The sequence below is a fragment of the Microbacterium sp. 18062 genome (assembly GCF_902706225.1).
GTDB lineage: Bacteria > Actinomycetota > Actinomycetes > Actinomycetales > Microbacteriaceae > Microbacterium.
Genome location: NZ_CACSKB010000024.1, coordinates 1 through 14488, shown reverse-complemented (window position 1 = coordinate 14488; position 14488 = coordinate 1). Strand labels below are relative to the sequence as shown.

Sequence of the window (14488 nt, the reverse complement as noted above, 5' to 3'; positions counted from 1 at the left end):
CCGCGACAGCAGGGGTTGCAGGGAACTCTGCGAGAATGTACCCATGCCCCAGCACACTGCCGTCGCAACGATCCACACCAACCACGGCGACATCGTCGTCAACCTCTTCGGAGACCACGCTCCGCGTACCGTCCAGAACTTCGTCGGACTCTCCGACGGCTCGCAGGAGTGGACCGACCCGGCCACCGGCAGGCCCGGCGAGGGCGCGCTCTACCGCGACGTCGTCTTCCACCGCATCATCCCCGGATTCATGGTCCAGGGCGGCGACCCGCTCGGGCAGGGCACGGGCGGCCCCGGCTACTCGTTCGACGACGAGATCCACCCCGAGCTGACCTTCCAGAAGCCCTACCTGCTCGCGATGGCGAACGCGGGCCTGCGTCGCAACGCCATCACGGGCGCCGCCGAGGGGACCAACGGCTCGCAGTTCTTCATCACCACAGACCCCACGCCGTGGCTGCAGGGCAAGCACTCCATCTTCGGAGAGGTCGCCGACGACGACTCGCGTGCCGTCGTGGCCGCGATCGCCGCGGTGCCCACGGGTGCGGGCGACCGTCCCGTCGAGCCCGTCGTGATCTCCTCCATCGACGTCGTCTCGGTCTGATCTCCACTCGTTCGTGACGAACCCCGAGTTCGCGAGCAACCGCGACAACTTCTGCTACCGGCATCCGGATCGGCAGAGCTTCGTGCTCTGTCAGCGGTGCCTGCGCACCATCTGCCCCGAGTGTCAGACTCAGGCCGCGGTCGGTGTGGTCTGCCCGGAGTGCATGGCCGAGCAGCGCCAGTCGGCGTCGCCCGCGCAGAAGAAGGCGCAGCGCCGATGGCGCGGCTCGGGGTCCGTCGCGGTCGCCGGCGGAAAGCCGGTGGTGACCTACACGATCATGGCCGTCACCGCCGCGGTCTTCGTGCTGCAGTTCCTCCTCGGCGACGTCGTGCGCAACGCGCTCGGCTTCTACGCCGGGGCGCTCTATCCCCAGCTCACCGGCGGATCGTTCGAGCCGTGGCGGCTGCTCACCGCGGCCCTCGTGCACTCGTCGTTCTGGCACGTCGGCCTCAACATGCTCGCCCTGTGGATGATCGGACGGAACCTTGAGCCGGTGCTCGGGCGCGCGCGCTTCCTCGTGCTCTACCTGCTCGGTGCTCTCGGCGGATCGGTGGCCGTGTCCCTCTTGGCGCCGAACAGCTTCGTCGTCGGCGCATCGGGAGCGATCTTCGGGCTGTTCGGCGCCTTCGTCATCATCGCGCGCCACATCGGCGCCGAGATCACCGGCATCCTGATCGTGCTCGGCATCAACCTGGCGATCGGATTCCTGCCGGGGGTGGCGATCTCGTGGCAGGCGCACGTCGGGGGTCTGGTCGCCGGTGCGGTCGTCGGACTGGTCTTCGCGCGCACGCGCGAGCGCCGCCGCCGCCCGCTGCAGATCGGGCTGCTCGTCGGATGGACCGCGGTGCTCGTGCTGCTGCTGCTCATCCCGCCCGTGATCTACGCGTGAGCGGAGTTATCCACAGGCTCATCCACAGATGGGGATGAATCACACCGGTGTAACTCGATGCCGAGTGCGGGGACTCCCGGTCAGCGCCAGCGCGTCGTCATGAGGAAGCCGACGAACGCGATGCCGAAGCCGATCACCAGGTTCCACGCATCGATGCCCGGGATCGGGAACTGCATCCCGCTCAGGTAGAACACCAGCACCCAGACGAGCCCGATCAGCATGAGGCCGATCATGATGGGCTTGAACCAGACGGGGTTCGGTGCGGGCTCACCGGCCCGTGCGGGCGTGAGGTCCTCGTCGTTGTCCGAGCGTGCCATGGTGAACATCCTACCCGTCGGGCTTCTCGTCATCCGCGCCGGTTAGAATCCCGGTGTGACCGACACGACGCCCGCGCCCACCCGCCGCGATCGCCGCGCCGGCGGACGACGTCCCCGCCGCCGCGTGAGCGTCGTCGGCGTGATCGGCGAGGTGCTGATCACCGCAGGTGTCATCGCCCTCCTCTACGTCTCGTGGCAGATGTGGATCGGCGACCTCATCTACGAGGCCGAGCGTTCGACGGAAGCACGCGAGCTCTCCGAGCAATGGCAGCAGGAGTACGAGCAGCAGGCGTCGGCGGCGCCGACAGAGGAGCCGACCGGCGACCCGGCGGTCATCGAGCCCGTCGTCCGGGACGAGGCCGCGGATGCCGAGATCTTCGGCACGATGTACGTCCCGCGCTGGGGCGCCGACTATGCCCAGCAGATCGCCGGCGGCGTCACGCGCGCCAACACGCTCGACCCGATCGGCATCGGGCACTATCCCGGTACGCCGATGCCCGGCGCGGAGGGGAACGTCGCCCTCGCTGCGCACCGCACGACCTTCGGCAAACCCTTCAACCGGATGGCGGATCTCCACGTCGGCGACGCGATCGTGATCGAGACGCAGGACGGGTGGTACACCTACCGATTCCGCACGCTCGAGTACGTGCAGCCCGATCAGACCGACGTGTTGCTGCCGGTACCGCAGCAAGAAGGCGTCGCTGCGAACGGCCGCTACCTCACCATGACCAGCTGCAGCCCCATGTACTCCCTGGCGGAGCGCATCATCGGCTACAGCGTCTTCGAATCGTTCACGCCGCGCTCCGCAGGGCAGCCGGCATCCCTCACCGAGGCGGTCGCCTGATGTACGCAGCGTTGTGGCGAGTCCTTCCGGGTCCCTGGTGGGTGCGGCTGCTGATCGTGCTGATCCTCGTCGCCGCGGTGCTGTACGGGCTGTTCTTCTACGTATTCCCATGGGTCAGCCCGCTCATCAACCCGCAAGAGGTCACCGTCGAGTGAACTCGTCGATACCGGACCGGGTGCCGGTTCTCGTCGTCGACAACCACGACAGCTTCGTCCACACGCTCATCGGTTACCTCGACGAGCTCGGTGCCGACGTCACCGTCCGCGAGGCGGACGAGATCAGCGCGGACATGGTCGGCGCGGCCCTCGTCGGATTCGCCGGGGTGGTGCTCTCCCCCGGACCCGGGACGCCGGAGGACGCCGGCGCGTCGATCGCCGTCGCTCGCGCGGCGGCCGACGGCGGCACACCCCTGCTGGGCGTCTGCCTGGGACACCAGGCGCTGGCAGCGGCCTTCGGCGGGCGGGTGGGCGAAGCGCCCGCGCTCATGCACGGGATGACCTCGGCGGTGCACCACGACGGCGACGGCGTCTTCGCCGGGCTTCCGTCGCCCTTCACCGCGGGCAGATACCACTCGCTGTCGGTCGTGCCGGAGACCGTTCCCGATGAGCTCGTGATCACCGCGCGCACGGCAGACGGCACCGTGATGGGACTCGCACATCGCACCCTGCCGCTGCAGGGCGTGCAGTTTCATCCCGAGAGCGTTCTCACCGAGCACGGATACCGGCTGCTGGGCACCTGGCTCGAGTCGATCGGCGTGACGGATGCGGCGATCCGCGGCGCCGGCCGCTCCCCGCACCGCGGGCGGGCGACGGTCAGCCCGCGCAGTACGTGAGGGTGATCTCCGACTGGATGGGAACCTCGCCTGGAGCGAGCGACATGACCCTGACCGTGTTCGGACTCGTCGCCGGGCACTCGGGGTCCGGTGCGGTCGTGACGATGAGGCCCAGCTGCTCGATGTCCCGCGTGGCGGCGTCGAGGGTGTAGCCGGTGACGTCGTTGAGCACGACGTGTCCGCTCGCGACACGGAGGTTCACGGTCGTCCCGACCGGGAGCTCGGTGCCCGCCTCCACTTCGCCGTCGGCGGTCAGCGCGGACAGGACCGTTCCGCCGGCCGCCTGTCGATCGTTGACCGGCGTGATCGTGCCGACCGTCAGCCCCGCGGCGGTCAGCGCATCACGGGCCTCCTGCTCGGCGATGCCGGCGACGACGGGCATCGCGACGGTGTCCTTGCCCGTCGAGACGTAGACGGTGATGGCCTGACCGGGGGTGACGGAGGTTCCCGCCGTGGGATCTGTCCGCACGACATTGCCGGCGGCGATCCGGTCGTCCGCCACGTTCACGCGGTTCGTCAGGAGATCCTCGGCCTCGAGCACGTCGGACGCGCGCTCGAAGGTCATCGTCGTGACGTCAGGGACGATACGCGCCGTGTCGGGGACATTGTCGCCTGTGCGGATGGTGAGCACCCAGAACAGGACCGAGATCAGCAGAACGGCGAGGATCGCCACGCCCGACCAGATCCAGGCGACCGGAGGGCCCGCCTGCGTGCGACGCATCGTGGTGTCGCTGGAGAGCTGACGCAACGATCGCGCCGTCTCGGCGGCCTGGCGAGGATTGGCGCCGTAGAGCTCGGTGGTGAGGGCGCCGAGCTGACGCTTGGAGGGCGCGCGTCCCGTGAGTCCCTCGTCGATCGCGGCGCGGAACGTGGCCGCATCCTGGTAGCGCTGGTAGGGGTCCTTCGCGAGCGACCGCAGGACGACCGCGTCGAGACCCCGGGGGATGCCCTCGACGACATCGGTCGGGGGCACCGGGGTCTCGCTGACGTGCTGGTAGGCGACCGCGACGGGGGTCTCGCCGCGGAACGGCGGCCGGCCGGTCAGCATCTCGTACAGCACGACACCCGTGGAGTACAGGTCGGCGCGCGCGTCCACCGGCTCGCCCTTCGCCTGCTCGGGTGAGAAGTAGGCGGCCGTGCCGAGGATGGTGGTCGTCTCGGCGACCGTCGACGACGAGTCCGACACCGCCCGCGCGATCCCGAAGTCCATGACCTTGACCTGGCCGGACTCGGTGACCATCACGTTGCCCGGCTTGATGTCGCGGTGGACGACTCCCGCCCGGTGCGAGTACTCGAGGGCCTCGAGGATGCCGTCCGCGTACCGCGCGGCATCCGCCGGTGCGAGCGGCCCCTCCGAGACGATGTCCTTCAGGAGAGCGCCGTGCACGAGCTCCATCACGATGAACGGCACCGGGTGCGCGACGCCGTCGGGGCCGGTCTCCGTGCCCTCGCCGGCATCGAAGACGCGCACGACGGCGGGATGCGCCATCCGCGATGCGGCCTGCGCCTCGAGGCGGAAGCGGGTGCGGAAGGCCGCATCCTCGGCGAGCTCGCGCTTCAGGATCTTCAGGGCGACCTCGCGGCCGAGCGTGATGTCGTATCCGCGATAGACGCTGGCCATGCCGCCGCGTCCGATGAGCTCGTCGACGCGGTAACGGCCTGCGAGCACGCGTCGGTCATCTGTCACGGCGTCTCCCTGGGTGCAACGTATGTCAGCCTAACCGACCCGCTCGCGACGCCATCGCGAGCGGGTCGGTCGGACTGCCTCACGAGGACGGGGACGGGTCCGGGGTGGATGCGGCCTGGACCGTGGCCTGTGCCGGCGGCGACGTCTCCGAATCGCGCGTCGTGCCGTTGCCGGAGCCGGAGCAGGTGACCGTGTAGCTGACGATCAGCGCCTGGTTGGTGTTGCTGCCGACCTCGAGCTGGATGGGCCGCTCGTTGGGACCCGCCTGCGCCGTCGACTGCCCGGTCGAGGCGAAGATGCCGTTCACCGCGGTGAGGTTGTAGCTGACGACCGAGCCGGTGCCCGACGGGCAGGAGAAGCCGTCCCAGTTGATCTGGACGGTCGATCCGGGGGCGACCGTCGCCGCGTCGGCGCCGTCCACCTGGATGCGCGGGGCGGCGGGAGTGCCGATCGCGGTCTGCTCGCCGTAGACGGTCAATGTCACCGAGTCGCTCTTCGGCACGTTGCCGGTGGGCTCGATCTGGTAGACCAGGCCCACCTGGTCGGCAGAGGATGCGGCGTTGCCGGTCTGGCAGCTCACGTTCTCGAGCCCCGCGGCGGCGGCGACCGCTCGGGCGTCGTCGCAGGTCCTGCCGGTGAGCCCGAGGATCTCGACATCGACCGTCGTCGGCTCCGGGGCGGGGGTCTCGCTCGACTGCGTCGGCGACGGGGCGCTGGAGCTCGTGGAGCTCGTCGGGTCCGGGTCCGAGCCCTGATCTCCGAACAGCGCCCAGACGGTGCCGCCGAGCACGATCACCAGCAGGGCGATGAGGGCGACGAGCGGCCACGTCCATGGGCTGCGCTTGCGCTTCTCGGGCTCGTCCGTCGCGACGGCTCCGGTCTCGGGGCTCGCGCCGGACGGCAGCAGGCGCGTGGCGGCGGAGGTGTCGCCCAGTCCCAGGAGCTGTGTCGCGTCGTCCGCGGCGATCCCCGCCGCGACCGCGGGCACGGCCGCCGCCGCGGCGGCCACGTCGCCGCGGCGGAGCGCGGTCGCCGCGCGGGCGACGGCGGCGGAGGACGCGGGACGGTCCTCGGGCTTCTTGGCGATCATCGCCATGACGAGGTTCTGCACCGGGGCCGCCACGGTCGGCGGCAGCGGCGGCGGCTGCTCGTTGATCTGGGCCATGGCGATGGCGACCTGCGACTCCCCGGTGAAGGGGCGCTTGCCGGCCAGGCTCTCGTAGGCGACGATGCCGAGCGAGTAGGTGTCGGTCGCGGGTGACGCCGGGTGACCGGAGGCCTGCTCGGGCGACAGGTACTGCACCGTGCCCATGACCTGGCCGGTCGCGGTCAGCGGCACCTGGTCGGCGATCCGTGCGATGCCGAAGTCGGTGATCTTCACCCGGCCGTCCGGGGTGATGAGCAGGTTGCCGGGCTTGATGTCCCGGTGCACGAGGCCCGCGGCGTGGGCGGCCTGCAGCGCCGAGGCGGTCTGCGCGACGATGTCGAGCGTCTTGTCGGTCGAGAGGGACCCGTCGCGCTCGAGGATCGTCGAGAGCGCCTCGCCCGGCACGAGCTCCATCACGAGGAAGGCGGAGCCGTTCTCCTCGCCGTAGTCGAACACGCTCGCGATGCCCTCGTGGTTGACGAGCGCGGCGTGGCGGGCCTCGGCGCGGAAGCGCTCGAGGAACCCGGGGTCTCCCATGTACTCGTCTTTGAGGATCTTGATGGCGACGGTACGGCCGATGACGTGATCGGTCGCCTCCCACACCTCGCCCATGCCGCCGATGGCGATCCGAGAGTCCAACTCATACCGGCCGCCGAAAGTCGCACCCTGCGTCGGTCTCATCTGCCCAGCACCGCCTCCATGACCTTTTTTGCAATGGGAGCCGCGATGGAACCACCGCTGCCCGACTGACCCTGACCGCCGCCGTTCTCGACGACGACCGCGACTGCGACCTGCGGATCGTCCGCGGGTGCGAATCCAGTGAACCAAAGGGAGTAGGGCGCGTTTCCGCCGTTCTCCGCCGTACCGGTCTTACCCGCCACTTCGACTCCGTCTATTCTTGCACTCGACGCCACGCCGGAACTGACATTGGCGACCATCATGCTGGTCATCTCGGCCGCGAGATCGGCCTCGAGGGCGCGTCCGAACTCGGTGCTCTCGGTCTCCTGCTGCACGGACAGGTCCGCGCCGATGACCTGGTCCACCATCCGTGGGTTCATCACGACACCCTCGTTCGCGATGCCGGCCGAGACCATCGCCATCTGCAGCGGTGTCGCGGTGACCTGTCCCTGACCGAATCCCGTGAGCGCGGTCTGCGGATCGTCGAGCGTCCGCGGGTAGCTCGAGGCGGTCGAGGTCAGCGGCATCGTGAACTCCGTGTTGAAGCCGTACTTCTCGGCCTCCTCGCGGATCGCGTCGTCGCCGAGCGCCACGGCGAGCTCCGCCATCGGGATGTTGCAGCTGAGCCGCAGGGCGTCGGCGACGGTCACCGTCTCACCCTCGCCGCAGGTGCCGCCGCCGGCATTGCTGACCGTGGAGCTGGACTGGGGCAGCTGGTACACCGCCGGATTCGGAAGCGGTGAGTCCGGTGTGTAGTCGCCCGAGGCGAGCGCTGCGGAGACCACCACGAGCTTGAAGGTCGATCCCGGGGGGTTGAGGTCGCCCGCGATCGCCCGGTTCGACAGCGGGGCCAGCGGATCCGCCACGAGGGCGTCGTAGCTGGCCTGCACGCTCGAGGTGTCGTGTGAGGCGAGCAGGTTCGTGTCGTATCCGGGGCTCGTGACCATCGCGAGGATGCGGCCGGTCGACGGCTCGATCGCCACGACGCCGCCCTGCAGGTCGCCGAGGGCGTCGTACGCCGCCTGCTGCACGGTGGCGTCGAGCGAGAGCACGACGTTCGATCCCTGCGGTGCCTGACCGGTGAAGATCTGCTCGATCCGGCTGAAGAACTGTCCGCTGCCGGTGCCGCTGAGCTCCTGGTTCATGGCCTGCTCGATACCGGTCGCAGACCCCAGGACCGCGTTGATGTATCCGGTCACCGGCGACCACATGTCGGCGTCGGTGTAGACCCGTTGCCAGCTGTAGACGTCGTTCGAGGGCGTCGAGGAGGCGATGGCGGTGCCGCTGGCGATGATCGAGCCGCGTTGCACCTCGTACGAGTCGTAGAGGGCTCGCCGGTTCTCGCCGTTCTCGGCGAGGGTGTCGGCTTGCACGACCTGGATCCAGCTCGTCGAGCCGAAGAGCACCAGGAACATCGCGAGCATCACGATGCTGAGGCGACGTAGTTCTTTACTCATTGATCGCCCCCTTCGGGCGATGGGGCGCGCGTAGCGCGCTGGACGCGTTCCGCGTACTCATTGATCGCCCCCTTCGGGCGACGGGGCGCGCGTGGCGCGCCCCGGTTGGACAGCGCACTCATGATCTAGCCGATCACCACCCGGGGCTGATTGCGCACCGCGTCCGAGATCCGCAGGATGATCGCCACGATGATCCAGTTCGCGACGAGCGACGATCCGCCTGCGGCGAGGAACGGGGTCGTGAGGCCGGTCAGCGGGATCACCCGCGTCACCCCGCCGACCATGATGAACACCTGCAGGGCGATCGTGAACGACAGCCCGGTCGCGAGCAGCTTGCCGAAGTCGTCCTGACCGGCGACGCCCACGCGCAGGCCGCGACTCGTGAAGACCATGTACAGACAGAGGATGGCGAAGACGCCGATGAGGCCGAGCTCCTCGCCGAGGCTCGGGAAGATGTAGTCGCTCTGGGCGAGCGGGGTGATCGAGGGGCGTCCCTGCCCGAGCCCGGTGCCGAGCAGCCCGCCGTGCGCGAGCCCGAAGATGCCCTGGACGAGCTGGTAGCTGCCGCCGTCGCGGTCGATGACCTCCGGGTTGAAGGCATCGAGCCAGTTGGTGAAGCGCCATCCGACATAGGTGAGGAACTGGGATGCGGCGGCCGCGCCGGCGACCGCGAGGCCGACGCCGAGCAGCACCCAGCCGGTCTTGCCGGTCGCGACGTAGAGCATCGCGACGAACATGCCGAAGATGAGCAGACCCGTGCCGAGGTCGCGTTGGAGCACGATGATCGCGAGGGAGACGATCCACACCACGAGGATCGGGCCCAGGTCCCGGGCGCGCGGCCAGGTGATGCCGAGGAATCGCGTCCCCACCGAGGTGAGGCTCTCGCGCGTGCGCACGAGGTAGCCGGCGAAGAAGATGCCGAGGGCGATCTTCGCGAGCTCGCCAGGCTGGAAGGAGAAGAACCCGAGCGAGACCCAGACGTCGGCGTTGGCGTTCGTGCCGAGACCGGGCACGAACGGCAGCAGCAGCAGCGCCACGCCGATGAAGCCCGAGACGTAGGTGTACCGGAAGAGCACCCGGTAGTTGCGCATGAACAGCACGACCGCCACGGCGGCCGCGATGGCGATGGCCGCCCAGACGAGCTGGCGGGTTGACGCGGCAGCCCACCCCGCCTGGTCGATCTCGATGTCGATCCGGTAGATCATGGCGATGCCGAGCCCGGTCAGGAGGGTGCCGATGGGCACCACGAACGGGTCGGCATCGCGCGCCACGAAGCGCAGGACGATGTGCAGCGCGAGCGCGAGCACGGCGAGTCCGCCGCAGTAATAGAAGAAGCTCGGATCGATCGCATCGGTGGCGCCGAGCTGCACGAGGGCGACCGATGCGCCGTTGACGACGAACGCGAACAGCAGCAGCCCGAGCTCACGGTTGCGCTGCTTCTGCGGCATGCGGATGCGGCGCAGCGCCCGCATCACGGCGGTGTCTGCGGCGATCTGGGGTTCGGCGCTCATCCGTCGTCCTCCGCCGGGGCCAGGCGCGCGACGATCTGCTTCGCGTCGGCCAGCGAGCGCGCTGAGATGGTCGACTCGACGGTCTGGCGGTCGAAGGGGCTGAGATCGGCGAGGGCGATGCCGGTGTCCTCGTACGGGCTCGACAGCGAGAGGGGGCCGAGGCTCTGCTGCACCCCGCGGTAGATGACGACCGAGTCCTCGTCGGCGCCGACGAAGTAGCGCGTCTGGGTCCAGTTGTACCCGATGAACAAGGCGCCGGCGATGACGGCGAGCACGAGCACGAACCCGACGAACCAGCCCACCCGGCGGCGGCGGGCGCGGCGGCGGTCCTCCTCGATGAGCTCTTCGAGGAACTCCGGCGCGGGTTCGTAGTGGGTCGGCTCGTTGGCGGCCTGCCGGTTCGGATGCAGCCACGACGAACGTCCGGGTCGCGCGGCCGGCACGTCGATGCCGGTCGGCGTGGACGCGGAGCCGACGATCGCGGGAGTGCCGGAGAAGAGCGGATGGTGGCCCCCGATGTCGACGATGACCATCGTCACGTTGTCGGGAGCACCGCCGTCGAGCGCCTGCTTGAGGAGCATGTCGGCGGTGCGCGCCGGGGCGAGGCCCGCCGCCAGCGCCTTCTGGGTGTGGGCGTCGTCGACCACGCCGGACAGGCCGTCCGAGCACAGCAGCCAGCGATCGCCCGGGCGGGTCGGCATGATGAACGTGTCGACCTCGGGGTCGGGATCCATGTCGCCGAGCACGCGCATGAGCACCGAGCGACGCGGGTGGTAGCGCGCCTCCTCGAGCGTGATGCGCCCGGAGTCGACGAGACGCTGCACGAAGGTGTGGTCGGTCGTGATCTGGGTCAGCGCGCCGTCGCGGAAGAGGTAGATGCGCGAGTCGCCGATGTGCGCGATGACCGCGTAGTCGTCGACCATGAGCAGCGCGCTGACGGTCGTGCCCATGCCGGCGAGCTCCGGCCGCACGCGGACCGTGTCGATGATGTCGGTCGCGGTCTCGGTGACCGACTGCTGCAGCGCGCTCTCCGCATCGCCCGTGGTCGGGAACGGGTGGTCGAGCTCGGATATCCGGCCGACGGCGAGGCTCGAGGCGACATCGCCGCCCGCGTGGCCGCCCATGCCGTCGGCGACGACGAACAGGTTCGACCCGGCGTACCCGGAGTCCTGATTGTTCGAGCGCACCTTGCCGGTGTGCGAGAGCGCGGCGCTCGACCCCTGGAAGACCATGTCGCGGGGTCAGCCCTGCAACTCGAAGGTCGTCGCGCCGACCTTGATGGGCGCGCCGATGATCACGGGCACGGGGTTGGCGACACGGTCGCCGTCGTGCCAGGTGCCGTTGGTCGAGTCGAGGTCCTGGATCATCCACTGGTCGCCCCAGAGCATGAGCCGGGCGTGGTGGCTGGAGGTGTAGTCGTCGCGGATGACCAGACCCGACTCGCTCGATCGGCCGATCGTGAGCGGGTCGGTGCCGAGGGGAAGCTCGAGGCCGGCCTTGGGGCCGCTCGTGATGACGATGCGCGAGACCGTCTCGGTGGTCGCCTTGCCGCCCTTCCTGCCCGTCTTGGCCTTCGTGCTCGAGGGCTTCGGGGCGACGGGGGCGGTTGCCGCCGGTGCTCCTGGCGCAGCCGGCGCGGGAGCGGCGGGCTCGGGCATCTTGCGCACGCGCACGCCGAACAGATCGGCGCGCAGCGAGTAGACGACCGCGAACACGAAGAACCAGAGCAGGACGAGGAATCCGATCTGGAGGAGCAGCAGCGTCAGCGGACTCACGACAGCGATTCTCCCCATCTTTCGGCCTCACCGAGGGAGAACGCGCGCGTCGCATCGTCGTCGGCGGGGCGTCGCGGGGGTGCGGATGCCTGCGCGACGATCCGGAAGACGATGTCGGTGCGTCCGATCTGCACGGTCGCATCCGGCGGCAGGGGGGCCTCCGTGACCTTGCGGCCGTTGAGCTTGGTGCCGTTGGTCGAGCCGAGGTCGCGCACCATCGCGCGCTCGCCGTCCCAGAGGATCTCGACGTGCTTCCGGCTGGTGCCGGCATCCGCGATGGTGATGTCGGCGTCGCTTCCGCGGCCGATCACCGTGCGTGCGGCGACGAGCGGGTGGCGCTTGCCCTCGACGTCGACCACGGCGCGCCAGCTGACCTGGCCGGCGGCGGTGGCGGACTCCACGCGCAGCTGACCCGTCGACAGGCGTTCGTCGCGGGCCAACGTGATCGAGAGCGGGCCGGCGAACGAGTAGCCCTGCGCGCGGGCGTGCTTGTTCACGAGCGTGTCGAGCTCCTCGTACAGGGTGCGGCCGATCGCGCGCATCTTGTCGTCGTCGGCCGGCGAGAGGAAGACCGTGAACGTGTTCGGCGCCAGGATGCGGTCGCGCGAGACCACGGCGGCCTTGGTGTCGAGCTCGCTGCGAAGGGCCGCAGCGATCTCCACGGGCTGGATGCCGCTGCGGAAGGTCTTGGCGAACGCACCGTTGACGGCGCGTTCGAGACCTCTCTCGAAGCTGTCTAGTAGTCCCACACGACTCCTCAGGCAGGCAGACCGGGTGCGACCATCGTAGTTCCCTGCGGCCGAACGGACATGGACATGTGCTGCACGCGCGCCGCGGGCCGCCCGGATCCGCCGCGGAATCCGCCGCGGGACGAGCGGGATCCCGGTGGGGCCGCGCGCGGGATGGGCGGGTGATTGGGCATGCGATCGCTGGGGGGACAGGGCATGCGATAGGCGCGGGATAGGGCGTGATAAGATCTCCAGGTTGAGTTCGCCGGTCCTTGGATGCAGCGACTCGCGCGAGTGGCGGAATAGGCAGACGCGCTGGCTTCAGGTGCCAGTGCCCGAAAGGGCGTGGGGGTTCAACTCCCCCCTCGCGCACAGCGCAGATTCGACCCCTGACCTGGGATTTACTAGGCGGGGGTCGAGTCATTCCGGGACCGTGTGCTACGCGATTGCGAGAACCTCCCTCGCTGCCCAAGTCTGCGGGTAGGCGTTGCGAACAGGGGAGAGGATGCCGAGCTCCTCAAGTGCCGTGACTGCGTTGGATACCGCCTGATAGGTCTTTGCCGTCTGCGCCGTGAGCCATGGCACGGTCACGAAGGGCTGTCCGATGAGAAGTTCTCCGATCGCCTCGATCACGCCCCGTTTTCTCGCTGCCCGAATTCGGGCCGTATAGCTCCGCTGAAGCTCCAACAACGCACCTAGTCGCTCGGCGGTGTCCTTGGCTGATGCGAGCAGGCCATTGGCGAAGAACGTCACCCACGGGCTCCAGTCGCCCGTCGCGCTGACAGAGGCGAGGTGTTCCTGATATTCGTTTCTCCGACGTTCAAACCAGGGCGACACGCTCAGAAGGCCTTCCCCGATGAGGTCGTCCATCACTAGCTGCCCGACGATCAGGAGTCGTCCAAGGCGCCCATTACCGTCGTTGAACGGGTGCAGTGTCTCGAACTGGTAGTGGGCCATCGCTGCGGCGACGATCGGCGACACGCCGGAGTGTCCGTCGGAGCGCATCCACTGAACAAGATCCGAGACCCCCGCCTCAAGGGCAGGCCCGTTAGGCATCGGCACGAAGCGCGCATCTGTGATGTCGTCTCCGCGACTTCCGATGACTACCTGTTTCTGACGTACTCGGCCGGCATCTTCGGTGTTCGCGCTGGTCCCCGCGACAAGAGTGGCTTGCAGATTCGTGATGAGGCCGACGGTTAGAGGACGCTGTTCTGCCAACCCTGCGTAGTAGTTCTCTGCTGCGGCGACGAAGTTCATGACCTCGCGCAACGCGGGGGACTTGCTCGCTTCGTCAACGATATCGGCGGCCAGCACCTCGTCGAGTGGCGCGTATGTACCCTCCAGAGCTGATGTGCTCTGAGCCTCACGTCGGAGCGTGGGTCGCCTGAGCAGAGCAGGATTGGGGACGAGGGACTCGCCTTGCTTGAGTCGTCCCATCGCATGACTCGCTTCCGCAACCGCAGCCCATGCATCACCCGTAAGCTGCGGGAGACTGGTAAGTGGTGCGGGTGCGAACCCGAAGTGCGAGTAGGGCTTCCCGGTCCTTCCATCGACCCCACTGATTGTGACGAGGCTGCCGATCGGACTCTGTTGAAATCGTTCGATGTCCATGAGCGCTCCGCTGCTAGCTTCTAGACCAGTAATTTCAAGTAAACCAGTAAAAAATTGAAGTTACACGGTTGAGATTCAACTTTGTGCCAGGGCTGGCGGGAGAGCTTGAGCACCCGACACGTCACCGTCACAGGGATACCTGCGTCGGCGAGCTCCGTCACGAGCGGGTAGAGCTGTAATGGTTTCTGGCGGGCCTGCGGCCGGCTGACAGGCTGGGCCTCGGCTCGGTCGTGTGACTCCGGGTAGAACCGACCCGCCGCTTGCGGCGATGTCTTGAAAAGGACGTGTCCGCGACCGTGCTGCGGCTCGGCCTGCCCGCGCAGATGCCTTGATCAGAAGCCTGTCCGCCCGTGATGGCGTGACTCATTACAGATGTGTCTCTGAGCGACCCCACCCGAGCCAGCCCGCCGA

General features: G+C 68.7%; 14 protein-coding genes and 1 tRNA gene. 6 read left to right on the top strand and 9 right to left on the bottom strand.

The window, feature by feature from the left end:
• Nucleotides 1–43 precede the first annotated feature (43 nt).
• Both GVL03_RS10480 and GVL03_RS10475 read left to right on the top strand, forming a co-directional pair.
• Nucleotides 44–601: a peptidylprolyl isomerase gene (locus tag GVL03_RS10480; RefSeq protein ID WP_159500944.1), complete on the top strand. Its 558-nt coding sequence runs from the start codon at nucleotides 44–46 to the stop codon at nucleotides 599–601.
• 13 nt (nucleotides 602–614) lie between these two features.
• Nucleotides 615–1490 (top strand): rhomboid family intramembrane serine protease, encoded by an 876-nt coding sequence (locus tag GVL03_RS10475; protein ID WP_159500943.1) that lies wholly within the window; start codon nucleotides 615–617, stop codon nucleotides 1488–1490.
• Between the two features lie 80 nt (nucleotides 1491–1570).
• Here the strand turns inward: GVL03_RS10475 and GVL03_RS10470 are convergent, their stop codons facing one another.
• On the bottom strand, nucleotides 1571–1807 hold the full coding sequence (locus GVL03_RS10470) for a cell division protein CrgA (protein ID WP_159500942.1): 237 nt from the start codon (nucleotides 1805–1807) through the stop codon (nucleotides 1571–1573).
• Nucleotides 1808–1862: 55 nt separating this feature from the next.
• Between GVL03_RS10470 and GVL03_RS10465 the strand changes: the two genes are divergently transcribed.
• The 3 genes from GVL03_RS10465 to GVL03_RS10460 are packed head-to-tail and all read left to right on the top strand — an operon-like array spanning nucleotide 1863 to nucleotide 3483.
• Nucleotides 1863–2651, top strand: a complete 789-nt coding sequence (locus tag GVL03_RS10465; protein WP_159500941.1) for a class E sortase — start codon at nucleotides 1863–1865, stop codon at nucleotides 2649–2651.
• The gene (locus GVL03_RS22030) at nucleotides 2651–2806 is read left to right on the top strand and encodes a hypothetical protein (RefSeq protein ID WP_200847138.1); all 156 of its coding nucleotides are present in this window, start codon (nucleotides 2651–2653) and stop codon (nucleotides 2804–2806) included. Before GVL03_RS10465 ends, GVL03_RS22030 begins: the two co-directional genes overlap by 1 nt.
• Nucleotides 2803–3483, top strand: a complete 681-nt coding sequence (locus tag GVL03_RS10460; RefSeq protein WP_235038109.1) for an aminodeoxychorismate/anthranilate synthase component II — start codon at nucleotides 2803–2805, stop codon at nucleotides 3481–3483. Before GVL03_RS22030 ends, GVL03_RS10460 begins: the two co-directional genes overlap by 4 nt.
• Here the strand turns inward: GVL03_RS10460 and pknB are convergent.
• The 7 genes from pknB to GVL03_RS10425 form a co-directional block, all read right to left on the bottom strand.
• Complete coding sequence (pknB, locus tag GVL03_RS10455; RefSeq protein ID WP_159500940.1) at nucleotides 3464–5170, bottom strand: Stk1 family PASTA domain-containing Ser/Thr kinase; 1707 nt, start codon at nucleotides 5168–5170, stop codon at nucleotides 3464–3466. The two genes, GVL03_RS10460 and pknB, sit on opposite strands and share 20 nt — an antisense overlap.
• 79 nt (nucleotides 5171–5249) lie before the next feature.
• Nucleotides 5250–6998, bottom strand: coding sequence for a serine/threonine-protein kinase (locus GVL03_RS10450; protein ID WP_159500939.1), 1749 nt, complete (start codon nucleotides 6996–6998; stop codon nucleotides 5250–5252).
• The gene (locus GVL03_RS10445) at nucleotides 6995–8452 is read right to left on the bottom strand and encodes a penicillin-binding protein 2 (protein ID WP_159500938.1); all 1458 of its coding nucleotides are present in this window, start codon (nucleotides 8450–8452) and stop codon (nucleotides 6995–6997) included. Before GVL03_RS10445 ends, GVL03_RS10450 begins: the two co-directional genes overlap by 4 nt.
• Before the next feature lie 125 nt (nucleotides 8453–8577).
• Nucleotides 8578–9963, bottom strand: a complete 1386-nt coding sequence (locus GVL03_RS10440; protein ID WP_159500937.1) for an FtsW/RodA/SpoVE family cell cycle protein — start codon at nucleotides 9961–9963, stop codon at nucleotides 8578–8580.
• Nucleotides 9960–11195, bottom strand: coding sequence for a PP2C family serine/threonine-protein phosphatase (locus tag GVL03_RS10435; protein ID WP_159500936.1), 1236 nt, complete (start codon nucleotides 11193–11195; stop codon nucleotides 9960–9962). The genes GVL03_RS10440 and GVL03_RS10435 overlap by 4 nt, the downstream gene beginning before the upstream one ends.
• 9 nt (nucleotides 11196–11204) lie before the next feature.
• Nucleotides 11205–11738, bottom strand: a complete 534-nt coding sequence (locus GVL03_RS10430; RefSeq protein ID WP_159500935.1) for an FHA domain-containing protein — start codon at nucleotides 11736–11738, stop codon at nucleotides 11205–11207.
• Nucleotides 11735–12487, bottom strand: coding sequence for a DUF3662 and FHA domain-containing protein (locus GVL03_RS10425; protein WP_159500934.1), 753 nt, complete (start codon nucleotides 12485–12487; stop codon nucleotides 11735–11737). Before GVL03_RS10425 ends, GVL03_RS10430 begins: the two co-directional genes overlap by 4 nt.
• A gap of 267 nt (nucleotides 12488–12754) precedes the next feature.
• Between GVL03_RS10425 and GVL03_RS10420 the strand changes: the two genes are divergently transcribed.
• Nucleotides 12755–12838 (top strand) — tRNA-Leu (locus tag GVL03_RS10420).
• Nucleotides 12839–12904: 66 nt separating this feature from the next.
• Here GVL03_RS10420 and GVL03_RS10415 read toward each other — a convergent pair.
• Nucleotides 12905–14077, bottom strand: a complete 1173-nt coding sequence (locus GVL03_RS10415; RefSeq protein ID WP_306770331.1) for a Fic family protein — start codon at nucleotides 14075–14077, stop codon at nucleotides 12905–12907.
• Between the last annotated feature and the right edge of the window lie 411 nt (nucleotides 14078–14488).